This window comes from Pseudoalteromonas denitrificans DSM 6059 (genome assembly GCF_900112265.1).
Lineage (GTDB): Bacteria > Pseudomonadota > Gammaproteobacteria > Enterobacterales > Alteromonadaceae > Pseudoalteromonas > Pseudoalteromonas denitrificans.
In genome coordinates, this window is the sequence record NZ_FOLO01000048.1 from 1 (window position 1) to 22,818 (window position 22,818).

The following is a 22,818-nucleotide window of genomic DNA, read 5'->3' on the forward strand; positions in this document are numbered from 1 at the left end:
TGCCTCAAGGTGATTTTGTTATCGCGGATAAAGGCTATGATAGTGAAGCGATTAGAAATAAAGTTCGAGAGAGAAATTCAAGCCCTGTGATCCCCAGAAAGCAGAACTCAAAAACGGGTAATGGAGATATAGATTGGTGCTTATATAAATATAGGCACTTAGTTGAAAATGCATTTGCAAGACTGAAACACTTCCGTGCTATAGCTACAAGATATGATAAATTAAAGTTACAGTTTGAAAGTATGCTAGCACTGGCGTGTGCAATGATTTGGCTGCCAATGTGAAAGATCAACAGCCCCTAGTTTTAGTCTTTTTTATTACTTCATCTGACTCTGGATCTTTGGTAATTGATAGTATTACCGCAGGAGGTAAATTAGATGTACCTGTAGTGCAAAGAGTTTTTTGGGCAAGTATAGAAGGGGTTATTGCTGCCGTATTGCTTTTTGGCGGCGGTGCCGATGCTTTAGGTGCACTGCAAGCTGCTGCTGTGACGGTTGGTTTACCTTTTACAGTTATCTTAATTTTTATGTGTTTAAGTCTATTTTTAGGATTAAATCGAGAGTATAAAAGGTTGATGACTTGATTTAAGTAGGCATGGATAGTGCTTACATTAAACAAGTTAGCTTATTAGGTGACCTTAAAACTGTTAAGCAAAGTGATAACCAATTAACGGAAAAATTTGAGTTATGAACAAAGATTTTATTCTTCAACGGATATGTATTTTTTCAGAAAAAGAAATAGACCCTAACTCTGATGAGCAAGTTATTAATATATTGAAGGATAAATTCAATATTTACTTGCCTCAGAGGCAAACACTAAACGAATCATTAACGGCATCATGCAGTGTGCATGAAATTGTTTATTTGCTTTTACAATACCGTAGTTCAAGTTGAAAAAACTATAAATTTTAAATAAAAAAGCCACAAACTTTTTGTGCTTTGTGCTTTGTGCTTTGTGACTTTTAAATTTGGCTATTTCAGTTGTGTGATAATAAATGATACATAGGTTTCTGTAGTTGTTTTTTTAAATTATTTTCACAATGAATTTAGCCATTATTTGCGTATATGGATAAAATTGGAAATTTATTTTTATCAAATGAAAGAGTAAAGGATTGAGTCTCATTACCTGAAAAAAGTAGTTTCTTTTCTAATGGCTTTTGACGTTCACCATTGGCAAACAATGCCATTAAATGAGTATGTTCAAATGTGCGGTTACCAGATGATAAGTTTGTTAAAGTTACGACGGCCCAGCGCTCGCCCTTATCATTACTCATGAGTACATAATTTAAAATCTCAAAATCACTTATTTTAGGATTAATATTTTTATCGTTGGGAAATTTAATTGCTATGTTTTTAGAAACTGAACGCTCTATAGTGAGGATGTCATCAGTTTCTGCCTGAGTTTGAAAAGCTAAAAAGATAAAAATAACTAAGCAAAATTTATACATTATTATATTCCATTCATTTGTTTAATAAATTTATTAGAATCATCGATTGAGTTATTCATATCTTTGATTAACGTTTGAATATCCCGTTTTAAGTTTGTAAATTCGCCCTTTATAGCGCTAATTGCTTGAGCATTTAAATTATGTTTTAAATATAAAGTATTGTCTTTTAATGCGGCTAATACGGGGGCCATTTTTTGTTCTGATCTTCGCATTGAGCGTAATAACTTATTAAACTGGCGCTGTGTTTGATTGAGTTTTTTTTGGCTTTCACGTTTTAAAGAGGCGCTTTGATATTGCTCTAATTCGGTTTCCCACTCAGAAAATAGTGCAAGGCCGACATCTTCCACTTTATTTATTTTATTCGTCACAGTATCTGCAGCACTTTTACTTGCTTCATAATCATCGCTTAATTGTTCATATACAGTTTGTAATTCACCACCATTAAAATTAATAAGTGCACTTAAATGTTCGAGTGATGATTGAAATTGTTTTTGAGACTTTTCTTGAGATTCTTTAGTTGCTTCCACTCGGTCAACTAATATATCCCTTTTGTGAATACCGACCTTTTCCATTGCTGAGTAATAAGCGCTCTGGCATCCGGTTAAAGAAAGCATCATGATGCTCATTAGTAATATTTTTTTCATTTGAATCTAATCCTTGAATTTTAATCACTATTATTAATGCTATTATAGGATATCAGTTAATTAAATAATCACAAAAAATGCAACAGAAACTAGATGTTATCATTCATAAATCGAAAGTGCGATTACAACAGCAGGTTGTTTGGTGGCGAGTCTATTTAGCGCGTTGTCAACAAGACCAAATCACAGTTAATGCAGGTTATTTGGCTTATGTTACATTATTATCTTTAGTGCCTATGATAGCTGTTGGTGTTGCTATATTTTCGGCTTTTCCTGTTTTTGAATCGTTTAGAACAGGTATTGAAAACTTTATTTTTAATAACTTCGTACCCACTTCAAGTGATGCAATTAAAGATCATATTAGTGCATTTGCAAGTAATGCAAGCCAAATGACAAGTGTCGGTATCGGGTTTTTAGTTGTTGTTGCTTTATTTTTGATCCGTAATATTGATAGCACTTTAAATAAAATTTGGCGTGTAAAAACAAAACGTAAAGCAATGTTTTCATTTGCTATTTATTGGATGGTATTAACGTTAGGGCCGGTGATTTTAGGGGCCAGTTTAGGTGTGACTTCTTATTTAGTTTCTCTAGCGAGCCTCGCCGATCAAGAAATTCCAGGCTTTAGTGGTGTTTTATTAAAATTACTACCGTATTTAATTTCTATGGCAGGGTTTATTTTACTTTATACATTAGTGCCTAATATAGATGTACCATTTAGAGCTGCTATGCCAGGCGCTTTATTTGCAGCAATTCTTTTTGAATCAAGTAAAAAAGGTTTTGCCTTGTATGTAAGTCACTTTCCATCTTATGAAGTGATATATGGGGCGCTTGCAACAGTGCCGATTTTATTTGTTTGGGTTTATTTATCTTGGATTGTTGTTTTGTTAGGTGCTGAATTTACGGTGTCATTACAAGAGCAAAAAAGAGAAAAGCAATTAAAAAAAGCAATAAATGAAGAAACTGTACTCGACTAATATTTATCCTATCAACAGCGACTATACTTTGTTAATTATTTCTATTAAAAATAACCTAACAGGGAGTAAATTATGCCACAGCTTTATGGAGTTGGGGGCGCCCGACGAAGCTATCATTTAGCTGTTGGTGAAGGTCATCAAATTCATATTGAAGAGTATGGTTGTTCCGATGGAATTCCCGTTTTAATATGCCATGGAGGTCCTGGCAGTGGTCTGAATCCATTAAACTGTCGCTACTTTAATCCAGAACATTATCGACTTATTTTATTTAGTCAAAGAGGTTGCGGATTATCTACACCTCACTTTGAGTTACAAGCAAATACAACACAACATTTATTGGCTGATATGGAGCAAATACGAAACTCCTTGGGTATTTCATTGTGGGTCATTACAGGTGAATCTTGGGGGGCAACTTTAGCTTTATTATATGCCATTACATATCCAGAGAAAGTATCTGGTTTATTGCTAAGAAGTACCTTTTTGGCTAGAAAAGCAGATATAAACTGGCTGTTTGGTGAGCATGGCGCGCCAGCTCAATCTTTTCCGGAGCATTTTGAAAGTTTTAGAACTGGATATAAATCTGTGTCCGAAACCTTGCAGTATTATAAAAAACAGCTCAGTAGTGAGGATGAATTTGCTTGCATTAAAGCTGCAAAAGCTTGGTGCGAATGGGAGTCTGTACTATCAGGCATGTATCCAAACCATATTGCAGATTTAAGATTAATTACAAAAGAAAAAGTGTTGGATGTAGCGCGCTTAGAAAATCATTATTTCACTCATGATTTTTTTATTGAGGATGAGTATATCGCAAATAAAGTTGATAAGTTATTAGATGTTCCTATGTGGTTCTTACACGGTCGACAAGATTTGATTTCGCCTTTTGCTGGGGTTTATCATTTAACAAAAAAATTAGAAGCAAATCCCAATATTAAATTAGATATTTTAAATGATGTAGGGCATAGTTCAGAAAATGTAAATTATGCAAATGCAATACGTATCGCATCAGATATGTTTTATTGTTTGATGAAAAAAAGATTTAAAATAAGGTAACTTAATAACGTGCAGGCATTAATTCAAAGAGTTTTGGAAGCTAAAGTTGTTGTAGATGGCAAAGCGATAGGGGAAATAAAGCAAGGTATTTTAGTTTTATTGGGTATAGAGAAGGGAGATGAAGAACAAAAGTCAGATAAATTACTTAAAAAGGTCATGGGATACCGTATTTTTCCAGATAAAGAAGGAAAAATGAATTTAAGTCTTAAAGATATCGAAGGACAGTTATTAGTTGTTTCGCAATTTACCTTAGCCGCAGATACCAAAAAAGGCATGCGACCTAGCTTTTCATCTGCTGCAGTTCCGTCAGAAGGTGAGCGTTTGTATAATTATTTTGTTTCCCAAGCAAAAGAGTATGCAAGTCATGTTGAAACAGGGGAGTTTGGTGCCGACATGAAAGTACATTTAGTAAACGATGGACCGGTTACTTTTCGCCTTGAGTCTTAAAACTCCGTCATTATGAATGTGTAACTGTGATGACAACACTTACGTGCCCGAATCACTCATACAAATGAGCTGAACGGGCCTAGTATGTTTGTTGCCTTACTATATTTTCAATTATTGGAGGGTTTATAATAAACCTATATTGTTTTATTAATTGTGAATCACTACTTTAATTGTTTAATACCCTAATTTAGAGTCTATTAAATTAATTAATGGCTCTTCTTTTATCATACATTGATAGTTTTTTGTGATTTGTTCTACAACTGTATCAATACTTGTTAAAGCTGAAGCATGTGGTGTGATAATGATTTTTGGATGAGACCAAAATGGGTGGTCTTGTGGTAAAGGTTCCGTTTTAAAAACATCTAAAATTGCAGTTGAAATTTCATTGTTTTGTAATGCTAATAATAAGTCATACTCATTTAAGTGCTCACCTCTGGCAACATTTATAATGCATGCATTACTTGGTAAATTTTGGAATAGTTTATAATTTAATATATCTTTAGTGTGTTCTGTAAGGGGTAGTAAACAGACTAAAAAATCTATTTGAGAAACCATTTCAACTAAACCTTCATCGCCATAAAAACAACTTATACCATTAATATTTTTTTGTGTTCTAGACCAGCCTGATACAGTAAAACCATTTATAGTAAGTAATTGTGCTGTTTTAGTGCCTAATTGACCTAAACCTAAAATACCCACTTTAGATGCATTATGTGCGCGCTTAGGTTTCCATAATTTATTATTTTGTTTGGTCTGGTATTCATTAAGGCGTAGTTTAAAATTAAGTATTTGTCCTAGAATATATAAAGCCATATCATTGGCCAATTGTGGGTCTACAATTCGAGCAATAGGAACTTCAGGTAGCGCTTCATGTTTCATTAACCCATCAATACCGGCTCCAAATGAAGAGATTGCTTTTACATTTGGTAAAGTTTGCCATAAGCCTTTTGGAGGGTTCCATGCAAGTACAAATTCTATAGCCGCATGGTTTTTGATATTAGGCCAAATTTCTATCAGGACATCTGGTAAGGCATGGGTTAACAGTGCTTGCAGTTTAGACATATCTCTATTTGGTACAACAATCAGTAAGCTCATTTTTTATTACGTATTCATTCAGCTGAAGTAAATAATACGCTGTAGCTAATCGTTTATATAGTAGTTATGGTATTTTTTATATTTGTAGCCACAATAAGTGGTTACTATATTCAGCTATTTTTTTATGTTTTGGGGTTTTGCCAAATACTGTTTTAAGTATTTTTTTTAGTTGAATTAGTTGGGATTCATGTTCGGCAACAAAATTAATAAAAACCCATCCATTTGTATTTAAAATATGATAAATGTCATCATAAAATTCTTGTTTGAATAAAAATATTGGCGGGTCAGTTTTACTAAATAGATCTATGATGACCCAATCGAAGGTGCTCTTATTTTTTAGTTCTGTAGTGGCATCCTCACAATGTAAATTTGAAGCTGCAAAACCCCCAAAATATTTTTTATAACAATGAATAATTTCAGAATTCTTTTCTACTGTGGTGATTTGGGCGTTAGGGTAGTGGAGTTGTAAATAATTTCGAACTGCACCAGCACCTAATCCTAATTCTAATACTGAACCAGGTATTGTCAATGGACGCCAAATATTTGAGAGTGATTTTAAATGAGGGAATAATAAGTGTTCAGGATTGTCTTTTTCTATAACTGATTGTAATATATGATCTATTAGTAGCCACCTTAATTGTTTGTACTGCCGAACTTGCACATTTTGACCATATTGTTTATGCCAATACAGTACATGACCAATGTCATTACAATGTTTTATAAAGTTATGGCTGATCACACCAGTTTTGGCTTTAATATAATCCATAGTTTACTGAACCCTAATTTTACAAAATATGTTGGAAGGATTGATCTCCCTCACATTTTTCGTTAATTAAGTAAGGATCATAGTAAAGCTTTGTCGATCGTGCCAATGATGTATTTTATCTTAAGGTTTTTTGTTGTAAGGTATTTTCAAATAAAACCACTGTAACAGGAATTTATATGTTTAAGGTGACAACACCTCTGAGTAGCCAAGACTGGCAAGATTATTATCAGTTACGTTGGCAAGTTTTACGTGCGCCATGGGATCAACCTAGAGGTTCGGAGCAGGATGATTTAGAGCAAGATTCTGAACACAGGTTCATTAGAAACGATAAAGGTGAAGTTTTAGGTGTTGCAAGATTGCATTTCAATAGTCATGTTCAGGCGCAAGTTCGCTATATGGCTGTATCTGATGAGCATCGCAATCAGCATTTAGGTAGTCGATTATTAAATGAATTAGAGTTACTTGCGTGGGAGCAAGATGTTGATGAATTAGTGCTTTTTGCAAGAGAAAGAGCGCTTAACTTTTATCAAAGCCATGGTTATGAAGTAAAAGAAAAAGCACATTTAGCCTATGGTGATATACAACATTACCGTATGGTAAAATCACGTCCGTCTCAGCCTGGTTGGTTTAGGCATCCTGATTGGGCGCAAGTTTTACAAAATACCTGGCGAGAGTCTATTCCTATCTCTCATGCTATGGGTATTGAAGTGGATACTTATACCGATTGGCAATTTACGACACGAGCTGATTTTGGTGCAAATATAAATTTACATGGCTCTATGTTTGCAGGTTCTATTTATAGTTTAGCAACACTAACAGGCTGGGGCGCAACTTATTTAGCACTAAAAGAAGAAGGTCTGGACGGTGAAATTGTATTAGCAGATGCAAATATTAAATATTTAAAACCGTTAAGAACGCAGCCAAAAGCCAGCGTTAAATTAACTGACTGCGAAGGTAGACTATCTAAACTATCAGAAGGTATCAAAGCAAAATTTATTGTGCCTGTTATTGTCTACGATGGTGAAGAAATAGTTGCTGAGTTTGAGGGGATTTTTGTCGTTTTACCTAAAGCATAGAAATAACTAAAGCCAATTTTTAGGGTACTGTAAGTAGTTCAGACTAAAAATCGGCTTTGTTTTAATTACAATGAAATTGAAACTTGTATCCCACTAAATATATGCTCTTTAGCTTCCCAAGCGTGACTATCTATTTGTCTAATTCTTGTAAAAGCTTCAACTTTTATTGGTTTTAGATCAATTCCTATACCTACACCAATATAGCCATCAACGTCGCTATCATGACTTTTTGTATTATGGTAATCATATTCGTCATCATCTTTCTCGCTGTCAAATACCTCACCATTTAAAAATGTATCAAATAAATCAATACCAACTTCACCATAAATTGATATATCTGAAAAATAACCAAATTTAAGCCCAGTATCTAAAGTTAAAAAATTATTTTGATGGTTTGTTTTATCTGTGACCTCAGCATAACCTAAGGCAGAAGTAACATAAGCGCCAAAATTAGAGTGCGATTTTTTTAAAGGCACTTCTAGACCAAAACTTACAATACTGTCATTACCGTGGATCTCATTTTTTATAAATATAGTGGGTGAAATATTATTTGAAGAGGCGTACAAAACGGGAAGCATATCGCTTGTACTACTAAAGGAAACTGACTGGGAAGTAGATGAAACAGCATAACAATAATTTGATGATAAAAATAATGAGATAAATATTAAGCCTGCTTTCATTATAAAAATACCCATTTAGTTTGATAATTAATGTATGTATTTTAATGTTTTTTAAGTAGTTAGTTTGTTAGAAGTGTGTTGAACTTTGTGAGAAATTGTAGAAGTTTAATATATTCGTAAAAAGGTTATACATATTTACGAATATATTATGTACTATATACAGGAACTTAAATAAAATAATAGATGAATAGGAAAACAGGTTTGGAAAACTATAAAAAATCAATCAATGATATGTCTTGGTGTGGTTTAGTCTCTTTGGCTATCGCACAGCAAAATGGTGATTGTGGTTTTAACGCGATGCAAGAAAATAAATTTTTGAGTATGTGGTTACATAGTGCTTATAAACAAAAACGGTTTCCTAAAGCCATTGCACCAGACTTAGAGCATTTAATGAAAATAGCTAAAAGCAAAGGTCAATTTGCCCAATTAAAATCATTATTAAATGAGTTATATCAAAATGCTGAATAAAAGTTTTATTTTAGGCACTGATATTAAGCACCTACAATAAATCACTTAATAAAATACCTATGCCAAAACGCTCTACAGAAGCATTGTAATCTATTAGGCTTTCACCATAACCATTAAAATATTGTGCGTAGCCACGTAACCGACCCCAAAGAGGAAAAGACCAGTCTAATTGTATTGCTCCGCGGTTATCTTTGCTTAGATTGTTACGGCTCATAAAACCAAATTCATGGTTGTTATAACGGTAAGCACCTGAAAATTCATAATATCCCATATATTTATGAATGTCGGCATTATCATCACCTTCAGATTGTAATGGATCATCTTTACGCTCTTCAGGTAGACGATACCAAGGTTTAAAACTGAAAACGAAACCACTTTGTTCCCAAATTAAATTTGCATAAATTCGGTTCCATGACCGAGATAATGGCATACTGCGACCATTTGATTGATGCTCAGCACCAAGAACAACTATCATTTCATCACCCCACAGGCGATTTTTTTCATCTAAAATATTAAGCCAAAAAATCTCAGGTTGATAATTTGTTTCTCTAAAGGGGGCTGATATATCCGAATTATAAACTTGCCAATATGACTGCATCGTAAAAGCAAAATAGATGATTTGATCTTTATCTGAAAAGTCATTAAATAAAGGGACTTTTAATGAAAGCTGAAATTTAGCTTCAAAATTATCTAGGATCTCTTCTTCTTCAGTTAGCCCTTCAGCATTGATAATTGGAAGATCATTAGGACTACTCATAAATGTAATGGGGAGCATATAGTTACGTTTATGTGGTGTGATCACATTCGGGTTATTCTGACTAACTTGTTCTCTAACGGCACGTTTATTTATTGCTGATAAAACTTTGTTTTCAGCAAACTCTTTACATTTATTTTTGAGATCCCCAATGGTTTGTTGATCATCACCAGATAGAATTTCATTCAATATACATTGTTTAACAGCTGATAATTTTTCTTTAACATTACTTTTTTCTTCATTTGCCAAAGTAGTAAAACTAAAACTTAACATACAAAAACTAACAAAATGTATAAACGAGCGCATTGAGGTATTACTTTGATAAATATAAAGTTGATTACAGTATACTTAGGGTCTGTTGATCTTTGAAGTACAAATGCTATTCAGCTTGATATAAAAAGAAAAAGGCAGATGATTTTCATCATCTGCCTTGAGTAGTCAAAAACACGGGTTCATGACTCTCACGCAATATTGTAGTGGTTTCGAAAACTAAGTTAGAAGTTCGTAATTGGTGAAAAATTTATAAAGCTCAGTACCTTGATTAACACTTGCTGAGGCAAAATGTAAAATTGTTATTGCATCTTGATCTAAACAAATAGACTGCAAAGGTTGTTCTGATAAATATCTTTCCATTCGTAGTATGTTAGCTATTGGTTCACCTGATTTTATATGGCTACCAAGCGGTGCTAAGTATTCAACCATGCCGCCCATTGGAGCATAAAATGCGATGTAATCTTTTAGCTCACATACATATCGTTGCATTGTTTTAGGTTGATATTGTGAGTCTGTAAAAGCTTCTTTATAAGTTAAATAACTTAAAATACTGTTTGCATCATGTTTTGCTTCTTTCAAATCTATTAGCTCTTGAGAGCCCAGTTCAACAGTAAAAGCTTCCACTGCAATAGGAAGTTCTTTTCCTAAAGTTGCAAATGCTTCTGTTAGGTTCCACCAAGGGCAAAAGTTCGCTTCATCCATAGCACCATCAAAATCATTAGGGATCATAAGTACATTTGGAATATCAAAATAACTCGCACTTGGCTTGGCATATTCAGGGCAATATAAATGCTTACTTGAAATTGGTCCTGTGTGTAAATCCAGTACGATATCAGCTTGATGCGCTAGCTTTTGTAAGTTTAATGCAATGCGTTTACCTGTGGTAATCGCATAAGCTGGGCCATCTAATACTTTATCTACTTCAGAAATCAGTGTTTGTCTAAATTCGTTTTTAATAGTTTCGATATCACTCTCTAAGTGTTTATTTGCAAACTCTTTTACCAAATGACTATTATCTTGGTACATGCGGTTCCAATTAGTACCAGTGATAGGATCAAATCGACCTAAAGTGAATTCACCTGACTTTTGATTACAACCAATTGGGTTTGCATAAGGCACTAAAGTGATATCAGCAGTTAAATGCATATGTTTTAACTGTTCAAGTAACTGATAAATTACTGCATTACCTTGTACTTCCGCACCGTGCATATTGGCTTGAATATACACTTTTGGACCAGTACCATCACCTTTAATACGATATACAGGGATCGTTAAAGGTAATCCATTCGCTATTTCACCAACTTGAATATCTTCTTGTGTGATTGGGTTTGTTACTTGTGTTGTCATAACCAATTACCTTAGTACAAATAGCTTTGAGCGGGTTGAGCTGGGCGAATACAGTGAGTTTGATTATTTTCTATCACATATTCTGCAGCAAGTTCATGGCATAAAAAATAAGGCATGCTTTCAGTAAAACCGTATGCACCACATTGATTGAATACCAACCAGTCATTTTCATTTATATCACTAGCGAAAGTATGTTCACCTAAGCTATCTAGTGCGGTACATAAAGGTCCATGCACATTAAATGATTTGCTAGGTGCATTAGAATCCCTTAACAATAAAGCTGGGAAATCTTGCGATGTCACCGCTGGGCGTAAAATATGGTTAATACCGCCAGCCATAATGAGTTGGTCTACACCGTAGTTTTGCTTTTGCTCTACGACAGGATTGGCATAATAACCGTATTCACCCACAGCGTAACGACCAAGCTCCATCCAAAGCTGTTCAACACCTGCATTTTTTTTGATAAGGCTCAGTGCTTCAATTAATTCAGGCCAGTGCAGTTGCTTATCTTCTTCGGTATAAGGAATGCCTAAACCACCGCCTAAATCGAGAGTTTTTAATTCAAAACCTAAATCTGTAGCTAATTGCTGTAAAGGAGCAACCATTTGTGACCACAAGTCAGCTAGCTTTTCAGTGCTAAGCATGTTGCCCCACTGAAAAATATGTAAACCAGTAAAGTTAAGCTGTGAGTGATCAGCAATATTAAGCGCTTGCCATTGCTCACACCCTAAACCAAATGGCGTTAAGCTATCGCCACCTAATGAGTTTTTTTCACCTTCAGGCCAGCGTAGTTGTACTCTTAATAATATGTCTAACTCAACTTCTTGTGCTGCAGCTTCTTCATTTAACCAAGTTACTTGGTTAAGACTTTCTGCAACAAAAGTGCGCACGCCTAAATTAATAAACTCATTAATTTGGCGTTTACTTTTGGCTGGGCCAGTATTAAGAACGCGATTAGGATCGATACCTTGTTTGAGCACTTGTTTTAATTCGCCACTGCTTGCAACATCAAAATTAAAACCAGATTTATCTATTGTTTTAATGATAGAAGAAAGTGGGTTAGCTTTAACTGCATACCATAACTTAATACCTGCATCACTGACTGATGAAGTTAGGCCTTGTAAATGTTCAGCTAAACCATCTAAATCATAAGTAAAAAATGGGTAAGGTTCATTTTTACTGATGCTATCGATATGTTGGCGAATTTGCGTGCTCAAAAAACTCATAATGATCCTAATTTAACTTATCTTAAAATATCTTCTAACTCTAAAGATGCGTCGCTTTGCTCATCACGATATTTCACGATTAAGGCACATGACATGCTTAAACCTTGTGCTTTACCCCATTCACTTGAAGATGGGCGAGAACCAGGAATTACAATTGCATTCTCAGGAATGGCTTCACCTTTATCTAAAACACGTTCATTAACACAGTCATATACTGGAATAGTTGCTGAAAGACGAACACCCGGTGCTAATACAGCACCTTTCTTTATTACAACACCTTCAACTAAAACACAGCCAGCACCAATAAATGCATCGTCTTCAACAACCACTGGGCTTGCACCAATTGGCTCTAATACACCACCAATTTGTACCGCAGCACTTAAATGCACGTTTTCACCAATTTGTGCACATGAACCAACAAGTACGTTACTATCAACCATAGTGCCCGCACCAACATAAGCACCAATATTCACATATGCTGGTGGCATGATAATAGTGCCTGATGCAACATGAGCACCACGACGTACACTTGAACCACCAGGTACCATACGCACGTTATCTTGTGCAGAAAAACCACGAGGTGCTAAATTGTCTTTATCTACAAAACCGCCTGGAAACTCAATATTGGCGCCATTTTTAAAAGCTTCTAAAATGCCTTTTTTAACTTCAACATTGGCATGCCATTGACCATTTTCGTCTTGAGTTGCTGCGCGTACAATGCCATTTTCTAAATTATTTAAAAGTTCTAACCAGTTCATTTTTACTACCTAATAATTGAATTTATATTTTGTTATTTACAAAAAACTTTACTGCCAAGATAAAATGTTTTTATTTGCCAGTTCAATCGCTGAAAAGTCTGTTAATTCAAGGTGCGTTAAAGGTGGTCTGAGTTGGGAAAGGGGTAAACGACCTTGCTGTTTCATTAATACTTTAACGGGAATTGGGTTTGCGACTGCAAATAAGCTATTAACAGCTTGCGTCCAAGTTTGAAATAAATTTGGGTTAGTACCTTGTAGTGATTTACGAACAAACTCTGAGGTTTGCTGTGGCCAAGCATTTGCTGCAACAGAAACTAAACCCTTGGCACCCGCTTGGGCAAAATAAGGTAATAAAGCATCATCACCACTGAAAATAGCAAGTTCTGGTGCTGCGCTTCTGAAGGCTTCAAATTTACTAATATCACCACTGGCTTCTTTCATTGCCCATAAATTTTTATGATGCGATAGATCTTTAACAACTTGGGGCTCTATTGCAACAGCGCTGCGTCCAGGTACGTTGTATAACATGCAAGGAAAATTAGAATCAGTTAATAAAGCCTCAAACCATTGAGTTTGGCCAATAACACCAGGCTTAGCATAAAGTGGGGTACCTAATAAAAAGGCATTAATTGGTAATTGATTACAGTAAGAAACCCACTCTTGTTGTTGTTTTAAATTACTGCCTCCAACAGCAACCATAAGAGGTACTTTAGGTTGTAATTGGCAAACAAATTCAACAATAGATTTATGTTCCTCTAAGGTGAGCGCTAAGCCTTCCCCTGTACTGCCGAGCAATAAAATACCATTATTAGCCTCAACTTGATCGGCAACCAAGCTTGCAAGCGTCACAAAATCAATATTATCTTGTGGGTCAAAAGGTGTAATTAATGCAGTCCATAAAGGATAGTCATTTAAATTGTAATTTTGGTTCATCTCTACCGAACTCGTATTATGCCGGTAGGTGCCATTTGCAGGACTCTAACGAACATATTAAATTCGAAGAGCAATGGACTTAAGAAGAAAAAGGCTAATGGCCTAAATTCTTTAAGACCAGAAGCTCTCCACCATTAGGTGACAGTCGATGGGATTCAACCCATTCGCCCGAAACTTTATTTAAGCAAAATAATAAAGATTTCTCGGCGTTAATTCCCCTTACAAGTTCTCATTGGAGTTTGCTCTCCTAAAACTTGCTACCTGAATAACGCACCTCTTCCAGCCCTACAATTTACATCCGAAATCTAAACGTTAGAGGATATAAATTTTTGAATAGGGAGTGTGTAGATGTTTTTAAAAACATCAACAACGGGCGAATTGAAACATTTTAGACGTCTGAATGTCAATAAGGATTTTTAAATTACTCAGTTTTTAGCTAAATAAAATCCCATTGCTATACTGAAAAAGAAATAATTTTAGTAGTTAAGGCTAAAAAAATAATGCAATTCAGATTGATTTTAATGGTTAGTATTACTGTTTTATTTTTAACGATTAGTACTGTGTGTTTTGCCAATATTGCACACCAAGATAAGCCTGAATTTATAATTAATGTAGGCATATTAACAACACAGAACAGTGCTGATAAGTTAATCGAATCAGTCTTTAAAGAAATATATAGCCCTTTAGGGTTTACTGTAAAACTCATTTCAGTGCCAAAACCAAGAGCATTTAAAATGCTAGAAACTGGCGAGATATCGGCTGAGTCGACGCGAATAAAATCAGCCTTTGACGGTTACAAAAATGTAATTCGAATTGAAACCCCAATTATGGCCGTTAACAAATTTTTTTATTGTACTAATCCAAGTTATTGTGGATTAGGTCACAACACAGTCGTGAGTGTTATAAAAAATAGTGTTCAAAGTAACAAGTATTGTATTAAAAATAATTTGAATTGTATCAGTGTAAATAATCAAAACTCAGCTTTGAAATCTATCATCATAGGTTACGCGGATACATTATTAGCTGATGAAACGTCGGTTAATATGACTTTGTGTGAAACAGAAATAAAAAAAATATATCGCAAAGCCATACCTAAAATGAACGTCAATTTATATCATTTTGTAAACAAACGTTATGCTAATTTAGCCTCTGGAATTAATGAACAAATTATCTTGCTTAGAGAAAATAAATCTGTAGATAAATTACTAAACAAAGTTGCAGAACAAAAAGATTGCCATGTTGAAGTGATTGATTTATAGCTGGAAAGTTATTTGTGTTTTATTTGAATTTTGATTGTATGTAAGTCAGAGTAATCAGGGGGGTTAAGTGTTTTTTAGTTTAAGTATGAAATATTATTTTTTGTTTTTTTTATTAATATGTCACTCAGCGTGTTTGGCAAACTCGGCTGAAAATAATAAATCTGATTTTACGATAAATGTTGCTGCTTTTACTGAAAATAAGGCGCAAAGTAATTTAGGGCAGTTATTATTTGAATCTATTTACAGGCCTTTAGATATTAACGTTAAATTTGTATCTCTTCCAAGAGATAGGGCATTTAAAATGCTTAATGAAGGGGACCTGTCGGGAGAGGCTGCGCGGATTAAATTTGCTTTTGATGACTTTGAAAATGTTGAGCGCGTTAATACCCCCATCCTTGAAATTAAAAACTATTTATATTGTATTAAGCCCGAAATGTGTAATTTTAAAAAAAAGACACTAATCAGTATAATTAAAAGCAGTATGCAAACTGAAATTTATTGTAAACAAAACAGCTTAACGTGTATTGGGGTTAATAATGAACATTCTGCATTAAAGTCTTTAGTGGTAGGTTATGCTGATACTTTATTAGCCAATGAGTACTCTGTAAATATTACAATATGTGAGGCCAAAATTGCTAAAGTTTATCGCAGGTTAGTTCCTGAAATGACCGTTAATCTATATCATTTTGTAAATAAGCGTTATGCTAATATAGTCCCCGATATTGAAAATCAAATACACCTTCTTAAAACCAATGGTTCTGTTAATAAATTAATAAAGAAAACTGAATTGCATCATAATTGTCAGGTTAAGATTATTGATTTGTAAGTTTTTTTGAATGCTCTATATTTTAACAATGCACTTATTTTAAATTTGATGAAATATGAATGTATTTTTGACCTTTGTCATGTTTAATTTAGGGCTGCTTTCTTTGCATGCCTTTAGTCAAATACTTAATGAAAATTCAACTGACCAAGCTAAAATTGAGCGCATTATTGTAACAGCACAAAAGCGGGTGCAGTCATTGAAAGATGTGCCTTTATCTGTTTCTGTTATGAGTGGCGAGCATATAGATAAATATGCGATTGCAAACCTTGAAGAGTTAAGTCTTTCTGTGCCTAATTTAACAATCAATGAATCAGGTATTGGCACTAACCTTTTTATTCGAGGTGTGGGCTCAGGGGTTAATATTGGTTTTGAACAGGCTGTGGGCACGTATATTGATGGTGTATATTTTGGGCGTGCGCGCAGTGCTCGATCTACGTTATTTGACATTGCTCGTGTTGAAGTATTAAAAGGCCCACAAGACACATTATTTGGTAAAAATGCGATTGCGGGTGCGCTTAATATCACAACGCGTCAGCCTAATTTTGATTTAGAAGGTTACCTCGAACTTAATACTGAACCTAAGTTTAACGGATTAGGTTTTAAATCGGCAATATCCATTCCTATTAATGATGAGCTAACAACACGGCTTGCTATGATGCAGCATAATGAAGATGGTTGGATTAAGAATGATTTTATTAATCAGCCAGAACGTCAAAAAGACGATTTAGTTATACGTTCCACTTGGCTTTGGCAACCTAGTGAACAATTGGATCTGGCTGTAAAAGCAGAGTATGGCAAGTTTGAAACGGTAGGACGTGTTGATTTGGTATCTCAACTGCCTCAAAATTTAGCTGTTTATGAGATCGTAAAAAATAGCTTTCCAAGCTTTAATCCTAGCTTGAGTTTAACTAAATTTATGGGAAGTAATACACCTATGGGGCTTGAGAATGCAGACAATGAAACGGCTTTATTAAGTCTTAATATGAACTGGATATTTCTTTCTGGCACCTTAACATCCTTATCGGCTTATAGTAATTATGACTTCACTGAAAATGCTGATGTAGATTATTTACCTATCGATTTTCTACATATTGCATCTAAACAAAAACAAAAGCAGTGGAGTCAAGAGTTACGCTTTACTTCAAATAATACTGGTTTAGGTTTTAATTATATTGCTGGTGTGTACTATCAAAAAAATGAGTTAACTAGCATACGTAATGTTGATATAGATAATCGGATTGTAGGTAATGACTTTAGTGGTAGGCGACATAATACATTTTTACAAGATGCAACAAATAAAGCTGTTTTTGCTCAAGTCAATTATAAATTTAACGCGTATTGGCTGTTAAATACAGGGTTACGCTATTCTTACAGTAAAAAAGCCTTGTTCAAACACTTATACATTGCGAACTTTATGTCTGAAGAGGTTAATTCAGATCCGGTTGCAAATTTTGTTTTTAGAAACTCATTTAATATGATCCCGCATCAGTTTTCATTTGAATCTGATCGAGACGGTATACCTTTTGATTTTAATCCAATAAGACGAGAATCTCATTTTTCACCTTCGGTAAATATTCAGTACTTCTCAAATCAAAATTTAATGATGTATGCAAGCATTGCTGAAGGTTTTAAAGGAGGTGGTTTTGATGAAGACAATACGGCTGGGATCCCTGACAAAGAAGAGTATGAAGATGAGCAGGTTCTAGCCTTTGAGTTAGGAGTAAAGAGCCTTCTATTTGATGAAATAAGCCTAAATTTAAGTTTGTTTAGAAGCCAGTATGATGACATTCAAGTAAGCACTTTTGATGGTCTATCTGGATTTAATGTGGGAAATGCGGCTAAGTCTATTAGCCAAGGGGTGGAGCTTGATGGTCGTTGGATCATAAATAAGCAGTGGCGAGTTAAGTATGCATTCACTTATTTAGACGCATATTATGAAAGTTACCTTCAAGGTCAATGCACATCTTCAAAAACGCATTGTGATGATTTAGGGGTTCAGGATTTATCTGGAAGGTCTTTACAGTTTTCACCTAAATTTAGTGGTGCAATTAATTTTCAATTTGAACAAGAAATTAATAATTGGTTAGTGATTGCAAATGGCAATCTTAATTACTCAGATGACTTTGAGATCCCTGGAGATCTAGACCCTGAATTACTACAAAAATCTTTTATTAAAATTAATGCGCGAATACAGTTAGGGGATTTAGATGAAAATTGGTATATCGCCTTGGTAGGGAAGAACCTGACAAACAAGTTAACAACAAGTTGGGGTAATGATATCCCATTTGCTCCAGGGGGATATTTTCAACATATAGATGCTCCTCGTAGTATTGAGCTAATGTTTAACTGGCGGTTTTAAAAATATAACGGATACGTTTTGGTACAATTAAGATACAAAACCGCAACATTCATTTATTAAGTAATAGCTTAATCTTGAAGCACGTAAAAATACAAGATTAGGTTTTATATGAAGTTAATTTATACCATTTTGAATTTCATTTTAATATGTGGCTCAGCTCAAAGCGTGATTGCAAAGGAAACTACTTCAAATAAAAGAGTTGCTTTACAACAGTATAGTTGGCACGGGGAACTACCAAAACAAAGAGTTGTAAAAGTATTTAATCCATTCGGTAGCATAAGCAGTAGTAATACAAATCATAACATGATCGAAATTGGTGGTGTGATCCAGCAAATAGGCTCGATTAAAAAACCTTATGATGTAGAGATTTCAGATGTTGATGGTATTACTGAAATTCATGTTGTTTATCCTGAAGGTATTAAATCTCTTTCAGGAGAAAGGATCGCACGTTTTGATTTAGGTATTTATGTTCCCGCAAATGTTACTTTATTGATGGAAACAGACTTTGGTGATATTAAAGTAAAAAAACATCGTTCACATTTAATTGCATATTCTAAATCAGGGAAAATAAAACTCGGTACTGCCGGTAGTGTTCAAGCACGTTCTGAATCGGGCAATATCTATGTAGATTTGTATGCAAAAAACTGGTTTCAGACGCAGAATATTAGCTCCGAAAAAGGTGATGTTTATTTAAGTATTGTCAATGATGCTAATGTAGAGCTTAAGTTAAGTGCTAGTGATATTCATTCAAACAAATTAGTTGATTACCCTAATATAAAAGTAAATTATAAAAATTTTCATGGTAGTGAACATAATAAAGTGTCTGTTGTTTTTGGTCGTGCTGCTCAAACTTTTAATGTGCACACTCAGCTCGGTAGTATTAATTTAAATGTACTAGAAAAGCCTTCTTTTAATAAAAGTGCCGGAATTGCACGCTTTAAAACCCGAACATATTCTCAATAAACTACAAAAATTCGCCCCCCTAAAAACAATAAACTATAGTTGGAGAGCTATTATGAGCTACGTAAAAACTGGTATAGATGAGGCGTGTCTATCAATACCAATTAAATCTAAATTAAATTGTGCAATGACCTTGATTTTTATAGGTATGAGTACATTTGGAACGGCTGCCACTTATGCCAATGATATTAAAATTGATGATACAGTGCGTACCAAGGTTATGTCTGGTGCGAAGAATATTGCCGTTTCTAATCCATCACACTTCAATCAAAATTTAGGCCAAATGTCATCCCCAGATAATTGGCAACCGGGTGATGCGGTTAAAGTTGCAAATCCACGACATATTCGCGATATACAAGGCTTATTACCATCTGTTAATGAAGTAGCAATAGGCCAAGACCCTTTACTCAGTAAACAATTTAATCAAGCAGAAAAGCGTAGCAGTACTTCAGCGGTTAATGTGGGGATTAATATTGATGGTCTGGGTTTTACAGGTGTTAATCCTCCAGATACCACAGGTGATATAGGCATTAAATATTTCATTCAATCTATCAATGGTAGCGAAGGTTCAATTTTTGCTATTTATGATAAAACAAATGGTGAAAAGGTTGCTGGTCCTTTAAAAATGGCTGACTTAGCAACAGGAGATTGTACTAGCACTATGGGTGATCCCATTATTTTGTTTGATGAAAAAGCAAAGCGTTGGATGATCACTGAGTTTACCAATGAATCAACTAAGAAAATGTGTGTTTATATTTCTAAAAGCGAGGATCCAGTAGCTGGTGGTTGGTATGGGTATGATTTTGCTGCACCAGAATTTCCTGATTATCCAAAATTTAGTCGCATGGGTGGCGTTTATTATATTTCTGCAAATGAAGGTGGCGGTGCTATTTATGCCATAGAGCGAGAGCAAATGCTAAAAGGGAAACCTGCTCGCATGCAACGTCAAACTGTGCCTAGTTTGGCTGGTTTTGGTTTTCAATCAATTACGCCCGTTGATGTTGATGGTGAGTCAGATCCTGTAGCTGGCACCCCGGGTTATTTTATTAGGCATAGAGATGATGAATTACATAATTCAGGTGCTAATGATGCAAATAAAGATTTCTTGGAATTGTGGAAATATAGCGTAGATTTTAATAATGCGGATAATTCTAAAGTCGAGGGACCCATTAATATTCCTGTTACTGACTTTGATTCAAACTTTACTTGTGATGGTTTTGGTTGTTTAGCACAAAAAGGCAGTGAAACACCTGTTGATCCTCTTAAAGAAGTTGTGATGTATAAAGCGCAATACCGAAAATTTAGTGGTCATGAATCGATAGTGGGTAACTATGTAACTAAAACAAAAGGAAATGTTGCAACTTTGCGTTGGTTTGAGCTGCGTAAAATTGGTGATGGTCAGTATTCTTTGCATGATGAAGGTGCATATAATGTAGATGATGGAAGTAGCCGTTATATGGCTGCTTCAGCTATGGATAGTAGTGGTAATCTCGCTATCGCTTATATGGTCACCGGTCCAGATAGATATCCAAGCTTAGCCTTTACTGGACGATTAGCATCGGATACAGCTGGCACTATGTCATTTGGTGAAAATGTGATTGTTGAAGGTACGGGTCCTCTATCAACCGTAAGAGATGGTGATTACGCTCAAATGGGGGTTGATCCTGTTGATAATTGTACTTTTTGGTTTACCGGTGAATATAGTGGTAAAGATGGACAATGGGGCACACGAATAACCAGTTTTAAAGTGCCTAGTTGTGGCGATCCAAACCCAGGTTTTACACTTTCAAGTAGTAATACGTCACAAAAAATATGTAAGGCTGGTAACTTAGAGCCAATCAATATTAGTATTTCTGGATATAACGAATTTAATAAAGCGGTTAATTTGAGCTTAGCTGATTTACCAACGCAATTATCAGGTAACTTTAGTGCAAACCCAATTTTGCCGGGTAAAACTGCTGCTTTAAATATGTTAGTGGCACAAAATACAAGTGCAGGTAGCTATTCATTTAATATTAATGCAAGCAGTGAAGGGGTTAAACCTAAATCTTCATCTGCGAGTATTGAAGTCGTTACTGATAAACCCGCTGTTAGCTTAACTGTGCCTAATAATGAAGCGACAGATGTGAAATTATTACCTACGTTTGAATGGAGTAAGGATGCTTTAGCGCAAAGTTATATTATTGATATAGCAACTGATGCTGAGTTTAGCTCAATTGTTGCAACAGCCACAATAAATGGGGGGGATAAATATCGACCGTCACAAAAACTGGCTGAAAAAACGAAATATTTTTGGCGAGTAAAGGCATCAAATATTTGTGGTGAAACAATAGCTGAAGTTAAAAGTTTTACAACAGGTGAGGATATAGGCAGCGGTACCCAAGCCGACCCTTATTTTTTAAAGGAAAATGAGCCTTATTCTGGTATTAATGTTGCGGCTAATGAAATGGTTTATTTTGTGGCTAATTTTGAGCAAGCACCAACCTCATTAACGCTAAAGTTAACCGCTGATAATGGTGATGGCGACTTGTATGCTGGCTTTTCAGAAGTTCCACAATCAAGGGATGACTTAGTTTGTTCAAGTGAAAATCCGGATACTTCAATTGAAGAGTGTATTATCGAAAATCCGCAAGCTGGAAAATACTTTGTTATGGTATCGGGCTATGCTGAACTTTCAAATGCGACTTTATTAGCGATTACGCCACCACCAGTCCCAGCTCAAATTACAGGCCAAACACCCGTGGTAATAAATGAAGATACTTTTACTATGCTATCACCTGAAAACTTAGCCATTACAGATCCTGATAGTGCAGCAAAAGACTTTATTTTAAAAGTCGGTGCCGGTGAAAATTATCAATTATTTGATAATGTTTTGCAGCCTAAAGCGAATTTTTATGGTGAGTTAACGGTTCCCGTTAAGATATTTGATGGTAAGGTCGACAGTGAAAGCTTTAATTTAAAGATAACTGTTAAACCAGTAAACGATACGCCAAAAGCGAATAGTGATATTGCAGCTGTTAAGCAAGATAGTAAGTCGAATATGATCTCTGTTATTGAAAACGATACTGATGTAGATATGGAAGATGTTTTAACCATTAAATCTGTTGATTATAATGGCGGAGGAGTTGTTGAAATTAAAGAAAATAAAATCAGCTACGTACCAAAAGCAGGCTTTTCTGGCATTGAAAAATTTAACTACACAATATCAGATAAAGCAGGGGCTGAATCTCAATCATCAGTGACAATTGTTGTTGAGGCAAAACCCGTAGTGGCACCTGCGGCTGAAACTCAATCTAAAAAATCATCTGGTAGTCTGGCGTTCATCATAATGTTAATGCTACCACTGATGTGGGGTCGACGTTCAAAACCTTAAATTAATCTCATTATAGACTCAATGAGAAAGTTGCAATAAAAAATGCCCAGTTCGGACGCGAGCTGGGCATTGTTGAAACAAAACAGTATTGAGGGGTGATTATTTT

The 22,818-nt window shown here is 34.9% G+C and carries 21 protein-coding genes, 1 pseudogene and 1 riboswitch; of the genes and pseudogenes, 12 read left to right on the forward strand and 10 right to left on the reverse strand.

What is annotated here, in order from left to right:
* Both BM088_RS20650 and BM088_RS20655 read left to right on the forward strand, forming a co-directional pair.
* On the forward strand, positions 1–284 hold a 284-nt coding region (locus BM088_RS20650), incomplete at its 5' end, for a transposase (protein WP_143085127.1).
* Between the two features lie 14 nt (positions 285–298).
* Positions 299–583, forward strand: a pseudogene (locus tag BM088_RS20655) (BCCT family transporter); the annotation flags it as partial.
* A gap of 462 nt (positions 584–1,045) precedes the next feature.
* Here BM088_RS20655 and BM088_RS20665 read toward each other — a convergent pair.
* Positions 1,046–1,447: a hypothetical protein gene (locus tag BM088_RS20665; protein ID WP_177208119.1), complete on the reverse strand. Its 402-nt coding sequence runs from the start codon at positions 1,445–1,447 to the stop codon at positions 1,046–1,048.
* Between the two features lie 2 nt (positions 1,448–1,449).
* A complete protein-coding gene (locus BM088_RS20670; RefSeq protein ID WP_091989245.1) occupies positions 1,450–2,091 on the reverse strand; it encodes a DUF2959 domain-containing protein in 642 nt (213 codons plus the stop codon).
* A gap of 77 nt (positions 2,092–2,168) precedes the next feature.
* On the opposite strand from BM088_RS20670, the gene BM088_RS20675 reads away from it, so the two are divergent.
* The 3 genes from BM088_RS20675 (at position 2,169) to dtd (ending at position 4,559) form a co-directional block, all read left to right on the forward strand.
* On the forward strand, positions 2,169–3,062 hold the full coding sequence (locus BM088_RS20675; protein ID WP_091989248.1) for a virulence factor BrkB family protein: 894 nt from the start codon (positions 2,169–2,171) through the stop codon (positions 3,060–3,062).
* 72 nt (positions 3,063–3,134) lie between these two features.
* The gene (pip, locus tag BM088_RS20680) at positions 3,135–4,112 is read left to right on the forward strand and encodes a prolyl aminopeptidase (RefSeq protein ID WP_091989251.1); all 978 of its coding nucleotides are present in this window, start codon (positions 3,135–3,137) and stop codon (positions 4,110–4,112) included.
* A gap of 9 nt (positions 4,113–4,121) precedes the next feature.
* Positions 4,122–4,559, forward strand: a complete 438-nt coding sequence (gene dtd, locus BM088_RS20685) for a D-aminoacyl-tRNA deacylase (protein ID WP_091989254.1) — start codon at positions 4,122–4,124, stop codon at positions 4,557–4,559.
* Positions 4,560–4,733: 174 nt separating this feature from the next.
* On the opposite strand, the gene BM088_RS20690 is transcribed toward dtd, so the two are convergent.
* Both BM088_RS20690 and BM088_RS20695 read right to left on the reverse strand, forming a co-directional pair.
* On the reverse strand, positions 4,734–5,654 hold the full coding sequence (locus BM088_RS20690) for a 2-hydroxyacid dehydrogenase (RefSeq protein ID WP_091989257.1): 921 nt from the start codon (positions 5,652–5,654) through the stop codon (positions 4,734–4,736).
* 76 nt (positions 5,655–5,730) lie between these two features.
* The gene (locus BM088_RS20695) at positions 5,731–6,420 is read right to left on the reverse strand and encodes a spermidine synthase (protein ID WP_091989260.1); all 690 of its coding nucleotides are present in this window, start codon (positions 6,418–6,420) and stop codon (positions 5,731–5,733) included.
* Positions 6,421–6,596: 176 nt separating this feature from the next.
* Here BM088_RS20695 and BM088_RS20700 point away from each other — a divergent pair, with 176 nt between their 5' ends.
* On the forward strand, positions 6,597–7,496 hold the full coding sequence (locus tag BM088_RS20700; RefSeq protein WP_091989263.1) for a bifunctional GNAT family N-acetyltransferase/hotdog fold thioesterase: 900 nt from the start codon (positions 6,597–6,599) through the stop codon (positions 7,494–7,496).
* 65 nt (positions 7,497–7,561) lie between these two features.
* On the opposite strand, the gene BM088_RS20705 is transcribed toward BM088_RS20700, so the two are convergent.
* Positions 7,562–8,176, reverse strand: coding sequence for a hypothetical protein (locus BM088_RS20705; protein WP_091989267.1), 615 nt, complete (start codon positions 8,174–8,176; stop codon positions 7,562–7,564).
* 201 nt (positions 8,177–8,377) lie between these two features.
* Here BM088_RS20705 and BM088_RS20710 point away from each other — a divergent pair, with 201 nt between their 5' ends.
* Positions 8,378–8,644: a DUF2913 family protein gene (locus tag BM088_RS20710; RefSeq protein WP_177208120.1), complete on the forward strand. Its 267-nt coding sequence runs from the start codon at positions 8,378–8,380 to the stop codon at positions 8,642–8,644.
* Positions 8,645–8,675: 31 nt separating this feature from the next.
* Here BM088_RS20710 and BM088_RS20715 read toward each other — a convergent pair whose 3' ends face one another.
* The 5 genes from BM088_RS20715 to dapA form a co-directional block, all read right to left on the reverse strand.
* Entirely contained in the window at positions 8,676–9,704 is a 1,029-nt protein-coding gene (locus BM088_RS20715; RefSeq protein WP_425439328.1) for a phospholipase A, read from the reverse strand.
* A gap of 183 nt (positions 9,705–9,887) precedes the next feature.
* On the reverse strand, positions 9,888–11,018 hold the full coding sequence (locus BM088_RS20720) for a succinylglutamate desuccinylase/aspartoacylase family protein (RefSeq protein ID WP_091989278.1): 1,131 nt from the start codon (positions 11,016–11,018) through the stop codon (positions 9,888–9,890).
* A gap of 11 nt (positions 11,019–11,029) precedes the next feature.
* Entirely contained in the window at positions 11,030–12,244 is a 1,215-nt protein-coding gene (locus BM088_RS20725; protein ID WP_091989281.1) for a PLP-dependent decarboxylase, read from the reverse strand.
* 17 nt (positions 12,245–12,261) lie between these two features.
* Positions 12,262–13,002, reverse strand: a complete 741-nt coding sequence (locus BM088_RS20730) for a 2,3,4,5-tetrahydropyridine-2,6-dicarboxylate N-succinyltransferase (protein WP_091989284.1) — start codon at positions 13,000–13,002, stop codon at positions 12,262–12,264.
* Positions 13,003–13,050: 48 nt separating this feature from the next.
* Complete coding sequence (gene dapA / locus BM088_RS20735) at positions 13,051–13,935, reverse strand: 4-hydroxy-tetrahydrodipicolinate synthase (RefSeq protein ID WP_091989287.1); 885 nt, start codon at positions 13,933–13,935, stop codon at positions 13,051–13,053.
* A 113-nt stretch (positions 13,936–14,048) separates the two neighbouring features.
* Positions 14,049–14,222: riboswitch (Lysine riboswitch) on the reverse strand.
* A gap of 213 nt (positions 14,223–14,435) precedes the next feature.
* Here dapA and BM088_RS20740 point away from each other — a divergent pair.
* From BM088_RS20740 to BM088_RS20760, 5 genes are all read left to right on the forward strand, one after another.
* On the forward strand, positions 14,436–15,194 hold the full coding sequence (locus BM088_RS20740; protein WP_091989290.1) for a hypothetical protein: 759 nt from the start codon (positions 14,436–14,438) through the stop codon (positions 15,192–15,194).
* A gap of 85 nt (positions 15,195–15,279) precedes the next feature.
* Positions 15,280–16,020 (forward strand): hypothetical protein, encoded by a 741-nt coding sequence (locus BM088_RS20745; RefSeq protein WP_143085128.1) that lies wholly within the window; start codon positions 15,280–15,282, stop codon positions 16,018–16,020.
* Positions 16,021–16,075: 55 nt separating this feature from the next.
* Positions 16,076–18,379: a TonB-dependent receptor gene (locus tag BM088_RS20750; RefSeq protein WP_091989296.1), complete on the forward strand. Its 2,304-nt coding sequence runs from the start codon at positions 16,076–16,078 to the stop codon at positions 18,377–18,379.
* Between the two features lie 108 nt (positions 18,380–18,487).
* A complete protein-coding gene (locus tag BM088_RS20755; protein WP_091989299.1) occupies positions 18,488–19,342 on the forward strand; it encodes a DUF4097 family beta strand repeat-containing protein in 855 nt (284 codons plus the stop codon).
* Between the two features lie 52 nt (positions 19,343–19,394).
* Positions 19,395–22,712 carry a cadherin-like domain-containing protein gene (locus BM088_RS20760; RefSeq protein WP_091989302.1) on the forward strand — a complete coding sequence of 1,106 codons (3,318 nt, stop codon included), beginning with the start codon at positions 19,395–19,397 and terminating at the stop codon, positions 22,710–22,712.
* The last annotated feature ends 106 nt before the right edge of the window (positions 22,713–22,818 follow it).

Bases quoted from the DNA above. Each gene is read 5' to 3' on its own strand.
- BM088_RS20665 (WP_177208119.1), bottom strand. From the start codon at position 1,447: ATGTATAAATTTTGCTTAGTTATTTTTATCTTTTTAGCTTTTCAAACT.
- BM088_RS20670 (WP_091989245.1), bottom strand. From the start codon at position 2,091: ATGAAAAAAATATTACTAATGAGCATCATGATGCTTTCTTTAACCGGA.
- BM088_RS20675 (WP_091989248.1), top strand. From the start codon at position 2,169: ATGCAACAGAAACTAGATGTTATCATTCATAAATCGAAAGTGCGATTA.
- pip (WP_091989251.1), top strand. From the start codon at position 3,135: ATGCCACAGCTTTATGGAGTTGGGGGCGCCCGACGAAGCTATCATTTA.
- BM088_RS20690 (WP_091989257.1), bottom strand. From the start codon at position 5,654: ATGAGCTTACTGATTGTTGTACCAAATAGAGATATGTCTAAACTGCAA.
- BM088_RS20695 (WP_091989260.1), bottom strand. From the start codon at position 6,420: ATGGATTATATTAAAGCCAAAACTGGTGTGATCAGCCATAACTTTATA.
- BM088_RS20700 (WP_091989263.1), top strand. From the start codon at position 6,597: ATGTTTAAGGTGACAACACCTCTGAGTAGCCAAGACTGGCAAGATTAT.
- BM088_RS20705 (WP_091989267.1), bottom strand. From the start codon at position 8,176: ATGAAAGCAGGCTTAATATTTATCTCATTATTTTTATCATCAAATTAT.
- BM088_RS20715 (WP_425439328.1), bottom strand. From the start codon at position 9,704: ATGCGCTCGTTTATACATTTTGTTAGTTTTTGTATGTTAAGTTTTAGT.
- BM088_RS20720 (WP_091989278.1), bottom strand. From the start codon at position 11,018: ATGACAACACAAGTAACAAACCCAATCACACAAGAAGATATTCAAGTT.
- BM088_RS20725 (WP_091989281.1), bottom strand. From the start codon at position 12,244: ATGAGTTTTTTGAGCACGCAAATTCGCCAACATATCGATAGCATCAGT.
- BM088_RS20730 (WP_091989284.1), bottom strand. From the start codon at position 13,002: ATGAACTGGTTAGAACTTTTAAATAATTTAGAAAATGGCATTGTACGC.
- dapA (WP_091989287.1), bottom strand. From the start codon at position 13,935: ATGAACCAAAATTACAATTTAAATGACTATCCTTTATGGACTGCATTA.
- BM088_RS20740 (WP_091989290.1), top strand. From the start codon at position 14,436: ATGCAATTCAGATTGATTTTAATGGTTAGTATTACTGTTTTATTTTTA.
- BM088_RS20745 (WP_143085128.1), top strand. From the start codon at position 15,280: ATGAAATATTATTTTTTGTTTTTTTTATTAATATGTCACTCAGCGTGT.
- BM088_RS20750 (WP_091989296.1), top strand. From the start codon at position 16,076: ATGAATGTATTTTTGACCTTTGTCATGTTTAATTTAGGGCTGCTTTCT.
- BM088_RS20755 (WP_091989299.1), top strand. From the start codon at position 18,488: ATGAAGTTAATTTATACCATTTTGAATTTCATTTTAATATGTGGCTCA.
- BM088_RS20760 (WP_091989302.1), top strand. From the start codon at position 19,395: ATGAGCTACGTAAAAACTGGTATAGATGAGGCGTGTCTATCAATACCA.